The organism is Flavitalea plasmicola (assembly GCF_030546645.1).
GTDB lineage: Bacteria > Bacteroidota > Bacteroidia > Chitinophagales > Chitinophagaceae > Puia.
The window spans coordinates 593,331-606,100 of sequence record NZ_JAUOTO010000002.1 but is presented as its reverse complement, the minus strand read 5'-3'; the positions used below and the strand labels follow the sequence as shown (position 1 = coordinate 606,100).

Genomic DNA, 12,770 nt, shown 5'->3' with positions numbered 1-12,770 from the left:
CTAATGGTTCACCAGGTTCATGGAAGCCTCACTGTAGCGGCCGCCCGTATCCGGAAAACGGGCCAGCAACTCGTCGATGGCGCGCAGCTCCCCCGCAGACAAGGTCACATCCGCCGAAGCAGCATTCTCTTCCAGGTATTTCCTTTTTTTGGTGCCTGGGATAGGGATGATATCCCGGCCTTGGGCCAGGACCCATGCCAGCGCCAGCTGCGCGGAAGTTATATTTTTGCCGGCGGCAATTTCAGCAAAGCCTTTTGCTATGGACTGGTTGTTGGCCAGGTGCGCTCCGGAGTAACGGGGCAGACCCTTGCGGAAATCATCCGCGGCCAGCTGGGACGGGTCCGCCACAGATGTCACCAATCCCCTGGACAAAGGCGAGTAAGCTACCAGGGTGATTCCCAGCTCCCGGACGGTCTTTAATATCTCTCCTTCCACGTCCCGCGTAAGCACGGAATATTCCGATTGCAGGGCTGCGATAGGATGGACCGCATGCGCCTTACGGATAGAGGCGGCCGAAGCTTCTGAAAGGCCCAGGTAACGGACCTTTCCCTGTTTTACCAGGTCGGCCATAGCGCCTACTGTCTCTTCCACGGGAACATTCGGATCGATCCGGTGTGCATAATACAGGTCGATGGTGTCGATCTTCAGCCTTTGCAGACTCTTGTCCACGGCCTCACGTATCCATGCGGGTGAGCCATCCACATAGGTACCGGGAGCGCCACTGTGCGAGGCCTTTCCATCCCGGAACCTGAAGCCGAACTTGGTGGCGATGAAGACCTTGTCCCTGTTGGGCACCAGCACCTGTGAGATCAGCTCTTCATTGACGCCATTGGCATACATGTCTGCAGTATCCCAGAAGTTGACACCCAGGTCCAACGCCCTGTTGAGCGTGGCAATGCTTTCCTTGTCGTCGACAGGACCATAAGCGAAGCTCATGCCCATGCATCCCAGCCCGATGGCGGATAATTTTTCGTCGGTAGTTGATAGTGTTCTGTATTGCATACAATCAATTTTATGCCGGTGAAGGTACGGCGGGGTAGGAGGGCGGCTGTAAAAGTATTCAAACCAATACTTATAAATATCAAACAATGTTTTTCCTCACCTCACCTGGGGTGAGCCGGGTTTGCCGTTTAAAGAAATTATTGAAGTAGGCAGGGTATTCAAAGCCAAGGCTATAGGCTATTTCGGAAATATTCCAGTCCGTATGCGTCAGCAGCGCCTGCGCCTCCTTTACGATACGGGTAGAGATATGTTCGGTGGTGGTCTTGCCCGTGATATCCTTTACGCTCCGGTTCAGTGAATTGACATGGACGGAAAGGCTGCGGGCGAAATCATTGGCCGTCCTCAGCTGTAGACTGGTTTCAGGCGTGTCGACAGGGAACTGGCGTTCCAGCAGCTCCAGGAAAAGAGAGGTGATGCGGGCAGAGGCGTTATGATGTTTTTTATAAGCCTCCGCAGGCTGCATTTTCATCGCCTCATGGATGATGATATGAAGATAATTCCGGAGAAGATCATACTTATGGGTGTAGATAGAACCCATCTCCTCCTGCATCTTGACAAAGATGGCCGATAGCTCATCCTGCTGCTGCCGGTTGATAAAAAATACAGGAGAGCCGCCAATCCTGAACAAAGGGGATTCCTGCAGGCTTTCCCTCCGTTCGGCAGGATGGATAAAGTCTTCGGTGAACAGGCAAAACCAGCCTTTCTGGATCTCGGAGATGGCTTCCCATGAATAGGGAACGATGGGGTTGGAGAACAGCAGGGCCGGCCTGTCGATGTCGATCCATTTATTGGCATAATATAATTTCCCCGTTCCGATGATGAGGGATATCTTATAAAAGTCCCGGCGGATATAAGACGTTTTGGGAAAGCAGCAATCCCGGCTGAATATATTGAAATGACCAGGCCCTGCATTATTCAGCGGGAGCCTGTCCGGGTTGGCCTGGGGCACCCGGGTGTAGAATTCCTGGAGTGATTCTGCCTGCTTCATCCAGTAAAGTTAAGAAATTCAAACCAAACTAGTTCCCCCTTCGTGTATCGCATTGCAAAGAAGATGGTAGAGCTGCCGGTTGCCGTAGCTGACGATGATATCCAATGTATGCTGCAGCTTCTTGAAAGCGCTCGGCTTGGTAATAAAGCAAAGGGCGCCGAGATCTTTTGCAATATCCCTGTCCCGCTGGTTGGAAGACGTGGAATACATGATCACCGGGATATCCTTATAGTCCTCTTTGCTCTTTAAGCTGGTGAGGAATTGCCAGCCCGTCATAACAGGCAGGTTGATGTCGAGAAAGATCACATCGGGCGAATCGATCTCTTTTGTTTCTAATTTATGCAGCGCTTCTTCCGCATCGGCGGCCAGATCGCATTTAATGACCGGGTTTACGGAGGCCAGGGCTTCCGAGAATAATTCCCTGTCATCATTGTCATCGTCAATTAGCAAAATTCGCGTAACCATTGTTTATAAATGATTAAATATTGTTTTCTGTTTGTCGCTCAGGCAGCCTGATCGTAAATGCCGCTCCGGTGTTTTTTGTACCCAAGGCAGTAATCGTGCCATGATGCCGTTCGACGATCTTTTTACACAGTGCCAACCCCAGCCCCGTCCCTTCATATTTATCCTTCGAATTCAGTCGCGCAAAAGTATCAAAGATGGATGCTGCATATTTCTGATCGAAGCCAATGCCATTGTCTGCAATACCGATCTCCACCCACTTACGTCCGTCATCATCTTTCATGCGGCTGCTGATGTGGACCACAGGCGGCACGCCGGACCTGGAGAACTTCAGGGCATTGTTGAGAAGGTTGTAGAAGAGTTGATAGATAAGCACGGGCGAGCCTTCAATTGCGGGCAGCGATCCTTTCCTGATCACTCCCTGCTTCTGAACGATAAAGACCTCAAGGTCCGACTCGATATTACGGAAGACCTCGTTCAGATCGACGGTCTCGATGGACTGCTGCAGGCCGTTGAGCATGGAATAGGTCAGCACGCCATCGATCATAGAGAACATCCTTTCCGTGGCATGGTGGATCTTTTCCAGGAACAGCCTGCCCTTTTCCGGCAGCAGATGGCCATATTCATCCTGCAGCCGGCTGCCAAAGGTCCTGATCTTCCTCACCGGCTCTTTCAGATCGTGACTGGCAACATGAGCGAATTGCTGTAGGTCATCATTGCTTCTACGCAGGGAAATATTGAGCTGGCTTAACTCCTGGGTGCGGCTCTTTACTTCCTGTTCCAGGATCTCCGTTTGCCGCCTGATGGCATTTTTTGCGGAGACCTGGGCGGATACGTCGGTAGCTACCGCAATGATGCCGCTGATATGATGATGCTCATCCCACAACGGTTCGTAAATAAAGTCGAAGTAAAAGGTATGAATCCCATTCGGGTGCCGGATATCGATGGGGACCTCGATTCCTTGGTGCGCTTTTCCCGTTGCATATACGGTTGACAGGATCTTGTCGAAACCTTGCGCCATTATCTCAGGCAACGCCAGGGCAGCGGTCTGGTTGATCACTTCTCCACTGCTCCTGCCCCAGATATCCAGCATCCTTTCATTGGCCAGCTCGATGGTGAGAGAAGGTCCGCGGAAAAGAGCAGTCGCTACGGGTGATTGCAGGATAATGCTCCGCAAATTATCCTCGGCCGTGATCCGGTTCTTCGCGATCTTAATGCTGGCGTCAACACGGGCCAGCAGCTCTCTGGCAGAGAACGGCTTTGTCAGGTAGTCATCCGCGCCGGCATCGAGCCCTTCGACTTTCGCCTCCTCGCCGGCCCTTGCAGACAGCAGGATGACGGGAATGTTTTTGATCTCAGGATGCTCCCGTATCTTTTTCAGCAGACCGAAACCGTCCAGGCGGGGCATCATCACATCCGACAACAGCAGGTCCGGCTTATAATGCACCATCTTTTCAAACGCATCTTCCCCATTCATGGCCGTGACAACATTGTAATAGCTCGAAAGCAGCCTCCCCACATAATCCCGCATATCGGCATTGTCGTCCGCCAGCAGCACGGTATGCGGATGGATGGTCGCAGGGACGGCCATTTGTTCGCTGGCATCGTCTCCCGATCCCCATGTACCCGGCGCACCTTGTTCGTCGGGGATCCATTTCAGCGCCTCCATGACAAAGGCATCGGCGTTCTTCGGGATAGCCGCGCCAAAAGGAACCCTGCCGATCCTGTCCTCAGGCAAATGGTCCTTGCCCACGGGCAAGGTCACAGTGAAGGTTGACCCTTCGCCCAGCCGGCTTTCCACCGTAATGCTGCCCTTGTGCAGCTTCACCAGCTCTTTCACCATCGCCAGCCCGATGCCTGTTCCCTCCAGGCTTCTGCCCTGGACATCGCTGATACGGTGGAAACGCTGGAAGATCTTCTCCAGCTGGTCTTCAGGGATCCCGGCTCCCGCATCGGCCACCGTGACAAGGACTTCTTTTCCCTGTTGCCGGACACCCACGTCGATAGTACCCTGGTGACTGTACTTAAATGCATTGGAGATCAGGTTTAGCACGATCATTTCCCACATGTCCACATCCACATATACTTCGTCCCCGATCTCACCGCAGGAAATGTGCAGCTGCATGCCCGCTTTTTCGATGGCCGAACGGAAGGAGCTGGCCAGATCCTTCGTAAAGGAGCAAATATCCACCCGGCTGAACTTGCCTTCCTGTCTTCCTGATTCGATCCTGGAAAATTCCAGCAGCGTATTCACCAGCTTCTGCATACGCAGGGCATTGCGATGGGCAATCCCCATCCTGTATTTATTGACGGCCACCGATTGCGGGTCGTTGAGGACCTCCTCGATAGGTCCCAGCAGCAGCGTCAGCGGCGTCCGGAACTCGTGACTGATATTGGAAAAGAAGATAGTCTTGGCCCTGTCTATTTCAGCCAGCGCCTCCGACCGCTTCCGCTCTTCTTCCAACGCATGGATGTCGGAAAAGCTGGTGGCTATCTGGTCCGCGATCAAAGAAAAAAAGCTCCGGTATTTTTCATCCGGCAGCCGGTAGGGGTTATTGCCTACGACAAGAAAGCCAAATGGCTCTTTCATTCCCGCCGATGCTATGGGTAGAATAAATGCCTTGTCCGGCGCCACTTCCCAGGCGCCCTTCGGCATAAGCCCCATCTTATCATGGATCCCTTCAAAAAGCTGCGATCTTCGCGTGGCCGCCGCTTGCTGAAAAGGGAAGGCCTGGGGATCATCAACGGTAAGATCTATTTCGGCGGGCACAATGGCCGCCGATCCTCCCAATGAAGTGGTACCGGAAAGCGTCGCTCTATCGCCGGAAAGCGTATAAAATAAAATAAAAGGAAAATCATGCGGGTTATCCCCCAGGGTGGTGATCGTCCTTTCGATAATGTCTTTGTTGGATCTTGAATCCGTCAGGCTCTTACCAAGCCGGGTAAGTGTTTTCAGTTGCCGTTCGCTGATGATCCTTTCCGTGTCGTCGGTGTTGAAGCAGATCATGCCGGCAGTGGCGCCGTCATCGCCAGGAATGGGCGTATAGGAAAATGTATAGTATGTCTCCTCGGGATAACCATTGCGCTCCATGACAAGCAGCTGTGATTCCACATAGGTCCCCTCATCCTTTTCCATCACCTGTCTGAGCATCGGACCGATGTCCCGCCAGATGTCTTTCCACACGAGGGATGCCGGCTCTCCCAGCGCCCACGGATGCTTGCCGCCGACTATTGCTTTGTAAGGATCATTGTACAGCTTGATCAGCTCTTTTCCCCAGCCCATCCAGATGGGCTGCCGGGACGTCAGCATGATACGGATACAGGTGCGCAGATTTTGCGGCCAATCGGAGATGGGGCCCAGCGGTGTTTTGGACCAGTCATATTCACGGATACGTTGGCCCATTTCTCCTCCGCCTGCCAGGAATTCGGGAGTAGCTGCGAGCTTGTCTTTTACCATCTGTTGGGTCATAAACGATTTAGGAACGACGGGGAATTCCTGGTTTGTGGCCAAAATTCCTCAACTGCCTGTCTGGTCATTTATTGCAAAAAATAAACCATATAATCGGCCCTAAAAAATAATTTAACCCTTACCGGATTTACCGCCTCCCCACGAGCTTGAAAACCTTGCCGGTAGTCCCGCTGGGACCGGCTTGACCGGAAGTCAGCACGTATATCTCCCCGTCCTGGTCCTGCCCGATGCTCTTGACGAACATGCCCAGGTTGTCCGGAAAACTTTTCAATTTCAGCTCAGACCAGGGCCACATACCCGAGGTGGCTGACTGGGCCGAATAGATCCTGGCATTGGGTTGTCCATCCTGTGAAAAAATACCGAAGATATATCGACCCTGCAGGTTGGGCAAGCTGTCACCCCGGTAAACATTTCCTCCCACAATAGTCACAGCTACTCCACCGCCTTTGGGATTGGCGGCATTCACCAGCTCGATGATGGGGTCGATCAGCGGTTTGCCTGCCGTATCCGCCGTTGGGCAGCCGGATCGTTCCTGCAGGTCATTGTCCGTGTTGAAACAATGGGCGCCTTCCCTGACATTCCAACCATAGTTGCCGCCCTTGGTCACCAGGTCGATCTCCTCATATAAGGACTGTCCCGCATCCCCCGCCAGTAGCTGATGCGTCCCTCCCATGTCGAAGGAAAAACGATAGGGATTTCTAAAACCATAAGCATAGATCTCACCTTTTGCAGCCGTTCCCACAAATGGATTATCCGAAGGAATACCATAGGGACTGCCGCTATTGACATCTATCCGCAGGATATTTCCAAGGAGATTGCTGTATATGTCCTGCCCATTGCCGCCGGCATTGTCTTTATACCAGTCGTCGACATGCCCGGGCCCCACATCATCCTTGTTGCCTCCGTCGCCAATGGAAATATACAGGTAACCATCCGGTCCAAAAGCAACGGTCCCGCCATTGTGATTGCCCTGCGGGTGATCTTCTTCCAGGATGACCCGTTCAGAACCCATATCAGCGCTGTTGCCGTCTGCCGTGACCTTGAACGCAGAGATCCGGGTCAGGTTGTCCCAGCCAGACCCCGGTTGCGGTCCGCCGGAATGGGGCGGAGCAGTGTAGAAAACGTAAAATGTACCGTTGTTCTTAAAATCCGGATGAAAAGCCAACCCCAGCAGTCCCCGCTCGTCATAGCTCCCATTCAGCGTCACCATTTTAGAGGAAAGGTCGATGAAAGGGGTGGCAGCCAGGGTTCCATCCGCCTGGACGACCCGGATCTTGCCCACCTGGTCAACGATGAAAAGCCTTTTACTATTGTCGGGAGGAGAGGCCAGGGCTACGGGTGAAACCAGATTGTCCGCCACCATTTGCAGGTCGGGCGTAATATGGGTGGTGGGTGGTTTGTCATTTTTTTTACAGCCCATCGCTGCTAAGAGGATCAACATTCCTGTAAGGGAGGCAAGAAATTTCATACACATGATTTTAAAATTAAAAGATAGATCCGGGAGAGGGGTGTATGCTTTTGCCAGGAATGGACCTAAATAGATCAAACGACGTTTCGAAGCGCAACGTTGCTTGCGATACATGGGGAAAATCTTCCACAGAGCAACCTCCACACCCATTCCGCCCGTTCATACCAGCAGTTATGCGTAAGCTTCTATACATCGCGGGGATCCTTATGCTCATGCTGGTGGCCGGCTATTTCATCACCCATGCAGTGATCCGGCGGCAGCTGGATGAAGCCCTGCTTAAATTGCCGTCCTCCCTGAAAGTGACGTATGGCTCCGTGAACCCGGACATATTAGGCCGTTCGCTGGTGGTGAATGACATACAGGCCACCGATTCGGGACGCCGCCTCTCGGCGAGGCGGCTGGTGATCCATGGCATCAATTATCTTTCCCTGGCGGCTTCCAGAAAAAATATTTCCCTCACCAGCATAACGCTTGCCGGCATCAAAGCAGAACAGCCTGCGAAATTCTTCATGGCCGGCGACCTCGAGCTGGACTCGGTCCGCATCGCCGATCTCGACCACCCCACTGATAGCTTTCTCTTCGGGGCCATTCGGCTGAACGCGGAAAAACTATCGATCACACCCCCAGGTGCGTACCAAACCATCCACGTGACACACCTTTTGCTGGACAGTAAGCGATCTTCTCTGCAGATCGACAGCCTGAAGCTTATTCCCACCGTCGACAAAAAGGAACTGGGCGGCATTAAAGGACACCAGGTGGATTGTGTCACAGCCTCCGGCGAAGGTGTGCAAATAGAAGCGCTGGACGTCATGGCTCTCCTGCATCACCGCCTGATTGCAGACAAGATCACCATCAGGCATAATAATATATATGTCTTCCGGGACCGGCGCCTTCCCTTGCAGCCGGGCAGAAAGCCGCTGCCAATGGATTACCTGAAAGACCTTCCGCTGTCCATCCGGGTGCAGTCGGTGAAAGTGGGAAAAAGTACTTTTTCATACGAAGAATTTCCCGCCAAAGGCAACAAGACAGGGGTGCTGAAGATCCTTCATATGACCATCTCCGTGAGCCCCTTCATCAATCATCCTGCAGCCGGCGACCCTGCCTATGTCACCCTGGTCACCGAAGGCTCGTTGATGGGATCTGGGTCCGTCACCGCAACGACAAAGATGCCGCTGCGCAAAGGGGACCCTTATAGGGTGGAAGGCGCTTTTCATCAGCTGGATGTGACTACCCTCAACCCTCCTGCAGAGAACCTGGGCAGTATTCACCTGGAATCCGGGATGCTGAATAGTCTTGCCTTTCAATTCGAGATGACGGAAGAAAAAGCCACCGGCAGGATCATTGGGGAATACCATGGCCTGGTGGTCGACAAGCTGCGGGGAAAGGATGAAAAAAAAGTAGACAAGGTGAAGTCTTTCTTCCTAAAACATTTCATCATCCCGAAAGACAAGGATCGTACGCTGCCGGAATCAAAAAGAACAGGTAAGGTGGATTACAAACATGATCCCGAAAGGTATTTCTCCTATTATTTATTGCATGCCTTGCTGGTAGGCGTGAAAAGCAGCTTCTCCCTCGGGTTTTTACTGCCGGGATAAGTGATTCCATAGACGGATCCTGCGAAGCTAGATATTTCTTCTTTTCATTTCATTGACGGCAAAGTCAGCGGCCCTGGCCGTCAAGGCCATATAGGTCAGGGAAGGGTTCTGGCAGGCGGAAGAGGTCATACAGGCTCCGTCTGTCACAAACACATTGGGGGCATCCCACACCTGGTTATGGCCATTCAATACGGAAGTCCTGGGATCTTTGCCCATCCTGGCTGTACCCATTTCATGGATCCCCTGGCCGATGGCATATTCTTTACTATCCCAGGTGCTGATCTGCTTCACGCCGGCTGCTTCGAACATGGCTACCAGTTCTTTGATGATATCTTTACGCATTTTCAATTCATTGTCTTTCAACTCCGCGTCCATCGCCAGGATAGGAAGACCCCATTTGTCCTTCTTATCCTTGTCCAGGGTGATCTTATTTTCGTGGTAAGGCAATATTTCTCCGAATCCCGTAGCTCCGATGTGCCAGCCGCCCGGTTCGGTAAGCGCCGTTTTATAATCCGCGCCGATCGCCAGCTCCGCAACATCTTTTTTCCATCCGTCACGGCTGGCGCTGCCCTGGTAGCCATAGCCACGAAGAAAATCCCTCTTATCGCCGAAGAGGTTGGCAAACCTTGGAATATAGAACCCATTGGCGCGCCTGCCGTAATAATATTTGTCTTCGAAGCCTTCTATCGAGCCTTGAGCGCCCAGCATGTAATGATGATCCATAACGTTATGCCCCAACTGGTCGCTGCTGCTGCCCAGGCCGCCCGGCCAGATATCCGTCGCCGAATTCATCAGCACCCATGCGCTGTTGAGGGCAGAGGCATTGAGGAAGACCACCTTCGAATAAAATTCATACGTCTGGTTGGTCTCGGCATCCAGTATTTCAACGCCTTTCGCCCGGCGGCTATCTTTCGAGTAAAGAAGCCTGGTAACGATGCTCCAGGGACGTACCGTCAGGTTGCCCGTTTGTACCGCAGCAGGCAAAGTAGAGGATTGCGTGCTGAAATACCCGCCAAAAGGGCATCCTTCCCAGCAGCGGTTCCTGAACTGGCATTTCGTCCTTCCGGGTATGGCTTCAGTCAGATTGGCCACACGGCCAATGAACATATGGCGCTTGCCTTTATAGAACGCTTTGATTCGGGAGGCTACATCCCTTTCGGCGCAGTTGAGTTCCATCGGCGGCAAAAAATGTCCGTCCGGCAGTTGGGGCAGGCCTTCCCTGGAGCCGGAAATGCCCACAAATTTTTCCACGTAATCATACCAGGGCGCCATGTCTTTATACCTGATGGGCCAATCGACGGCTATGCCGTCCCTGGCATTTGCCTCGAAATCTATATCGCTCCAACGGTAACACTGTCTGCCCCAGAGTATGCTCCGGCCACCCAATTGATAACTCCTCCACCATGCAAAAGGTTTGACCTGTGTATAAGGGCAGTCTTTTTCCTTCACCCAATAATCCAGGATGGGCTCCTGCGCCGCGGTGCCATACATGGCCCAGTCCTTCGAGATCACGGGGTTATCCTTTATATACTGCAGTGGCGCAGCTCCCCGGTGGGGGAAATCCCAGGGATCTTTGTTGGCCGTCTTATAGTCTTTGATGTGCTCGAAATTGGGGCCCCTTTCCAGCATCAGGACCTTCAGCCCTTTTTCTGTCAGCTCTTTGGCTGCCCATCCGCCACTGATACCCGAGCCAATGACAATGGCATCGTAGGTGTTGTTGTTGACGGCTCTGTTATTGATGTTCAACGAATCTCCTGGCATAGCGATTAATAATGGATTATATCATTACGATTGAAACTAGTCATTTTCTGCGATAATTCGTATTTTAGTGACATGCCATTTAAGATCTTGTCGTCACTGGTTTTAAGCTTCTTATTTCTGTCCCTGCAAGCCCAGAAGGGTGCAGCCGCGGATCCCTATATACTGGAACCCTCACCAACCACGGTAGCCTGGGGCTACTACTGGTCGGAGACGCCGCCCGCCCTTCATATCAGGTCGGGCGATTTCGTAAGGATCCACACCCTGCTTACCTCCAATCCGGAAAGGCTGGAGGCGGCGGGCCTTCCCCCGGACCAGGTGGAGAAAGAGCTCCGTGGCGTGCAATCCGTCAAGGATAAGGGGCCCGGCGGTCATGTGCTGACAGGACCCGTTTACATAGACGGCGCGGAGCCGGGAGATGTGCTGGAAGTCCGGTTTGATTCCATCAGGCTGGCTATACCTTACGGATACAATGCCATTGGTCAAAACGGATTTCTCTCGGACGAGATCTTCGATAGGAAAATGCGGCTGATCACCCTCGACACAAAGAAAATGACCGGTCACTTCTCGGACGGTATAGACATACCCCTGCATCCTTTTTTCGGATCCGCAGGGGTCGCTCCACCGAAGGAAGCCGGGCGATGGAACAGTGCACCGCCATGGATCCACGCCGGCAATCTCGATAATAAGGAGCTGGTGGAAGGCTCCTCCCTTTTTATTCCCGTCCACGTAAAGGGTGCGCTGTTCGAGATCGGCGATGGCCATGCCGCACAAGGCAACGGCGAAGTGGATATCACGGCCATCGAGACTTCCCTCATAGGCAAGCTGCAATTCACCGTACATAAAGGCAGGACGCTCCACTGGCCAAGGGCCGAAACCTCCACTCATATTATTACCATGGGCTGCGACAGGGACCTCAATGCCGCCACACACATCGCCGTCCGGGAAATGATCAGCTACCTGGTGGAAGAAAAAAAGATGTCGCAGGCGGATGCTTACATGCTTTGCAGCGTGGCGGTAGACGTGGACATCACCCAGCTGGTGGATGGCAATGTGGGCGTTCATGCCATGCTGCCAAAGTCTATCTTTGTAAAATAAGCTCCCCGGCCGGATGAAAAAGGATATTCCTATTTATGATATTGCCCACCTGACGAAGGACGACATCGTCGTCAGCCGCTTTGCGCCTTACCTGGAGATCCATCCAAACCTTTGCCTCCCGCACAAACACAATTTTTATCATTTTTTGCTGTTCACAAAGGGCGGGGGCTCCCATATGATCGACTTCAGGCAATTCCCCGTCCAGCCTTACCAGATGTATTTTATGATACCCGGACAGGTACATAGCTGGAATTTTGAAGGAGAAGTGGATGGGTATGTCATCAATTTTCCCGTGCCCTTATTCAAAGAATTCCTGCTGGATCCTGATTATATCGAGCAGCTGCCGTATTTCAGCGGCGTATTGGAGAACTCCGTGATCATCCTTCCCCCGGAACTTCGGGAGAATGTTTGCGCTATCCTCGAAAATATTCTTAAAGAGAGGGCGGCGGAGAATAAACAGAGCCTGGACATGGTAAAGGTGCTGCTGATGCAGCTGTTCATCACCATCGGAAGACTGGGTTTCGAACACCCCACGCTACAGCTGACATCTCATAATTACACCCTGGCAAGGAACTTCCTGCGGCTGCTGGAACAGCATGTAGGCACATTGAAGCTGCCGAAAGAATATGCAGAGCTGCTCTTTATCACACCCAACCACCTGAATGCAGTTTGCAAAGAGATCCTCGGACGTTCCGCAGGTGATGTCATCCGGCATCGCGTGGTGCTGGAAGCAAAAAGGCTGATGGTGAATAAAGAGCTATCCATCTCCGAGATCGCTTACAAGCTCAGCTTTTCCGATAACGCTTACTTCTCCAAATTCTTCAGGAAATATGCAGGCGTGCCGCCGGAAGATTTCCGGCAAAGCTTAACGTAAACTTTACGCAGCAATAACGGTTGATTCATATTCAAAATGGTCCTTTGCCGGCAAAC

The 12,770-nt window shown here is 52.5% G+C and carries 9 protein-coding genes; 3 read left to right on the top strand and 6 right to left on the bottom strand.

The features are described from left to right. From Q4E93_RS07665 to Q4E93_RS07645, 5 genes are all read right to left on the bottom strand, one after another. The gene (locus Q4E93_RS07665; protein WP_303583988.1) at window positions 1-1,002 is read right to left on the bottom strand and encodes an aldo/keto reductase; all 1,002 of its coding nucleotides are present in this window, start codon (window positions 1,000-1,002) and stop codon (window positions 1-3) included. A 79-nt stretch (window positions 1,003-1,081) separates the two neighbouring features. Then, a complete protein-coding gene (locus Q4E93_RS07660; RefSeq protein WP_303583986.1) occupies window positions 1,082-1,990 on the bottom strand; it encodes a helix-turn-helix domain-containing protein in 909 nt (302 codons plus the stop codon). 18 nt (window positions 1,991-2,008) lie between these two features. Further along, complete coding sequence (locus Q4E93_RS07655) at window positions 2,009-2,455, bottom strand: response regulator (RefSeq protein ID WP_303583985.1); 447 nt, start codon at window positions 2,453-2,455, stop codon at window positions 2,009-2,011. A gap of 13 nt (window positions 2,456-2,468) precedes the next feature. Then, entirely contained in the window at window positions 2,469-5,921 is a 3,453-nt protein-coding gene (locus Q4E93_RS07650; protein WP_303583984.1) for an ATP-binding protein, read from the bottom strand. A gap of 127 nt (window positions 5,922-6,048) precedes the next feature. Further along, window positions 6,049-7,389, bottom strand: coding sequence for a PQQ-dependent sugar dehydrogenase (locus Q4E93_RS07645; protein WP_303583983.1), 1,341 nt, complete (start codon window positions 7,387-7,389; stop codon window positions 6,049-6,051). A gap of 173 nt (window positions 7,390-7,562) precedes the next feature. Between Q4E93_RS07645 and Q4E93_RS07640 the strand changes: the two genes are divergently transcribed. Beyond that, window positions 7,563-8,984 carry a hypothetical protein gene (locus tag Q4E93_RS07640; protein WP_303583981.1) on the top strand — a complete coding sequence of 474 codons (1,422 nt, stop codon included), beginning with the start codon at window positions 7,563-7,565 and terminating at the stop codon, window positions 8,982-8,984. Between the two features lie 27 nt (window positions 8,985-9,011). Here the strand turns inward: Q4E93_RS07640 and Q4E93_RS07635 are convergent, their stop codons facing one another. Next, window positions 9,012-10,745 carry a GMC oxidoreductase gene (locus tag Q4E93_RS07635; protein ID WP_303583979.1) on the bottom strand — a complete coding sequence of 578 codons (1,734 nt, stop codon included), beginning with the start codon at window positions 10,743-10,745 and terminating at the stop codon, window positions 9,012-9,014. Between the two features lie 72 nt (window positions 10,746-10,817). Between Q4E93_RS07635 and Q4E93_RS07630 the strand changes: the two genes are divergently transcribed. Next, window positions 10,818-11,840 carry an acetamidase/formamidase family protein gene (locus Q4E93_RS07630; protein WP_303583977.1) on the top strand — a complete coding sequence of 341 codons (1,023 nt, stop codon included), beginning with the start codon at window positions 10,818-10,820 and terminating at the stop codon, window positions 11,838-11,840. Between the two features lie 13 nt (window positions 11,841-11,853). Continuing rightward, a complete protein-coding gene (locus Q4E93_RS07625; RefSeq protein WP_303583976.1) occupies window positions 11,854-12,714 on the top strand; it encodes a helix-turn-helix domain-containing protein in 861 nt (286 codons plus the stop codon). The last annotated feature ends 56 nt before the right edge of the window (window positions 12,715-12,770 follow it).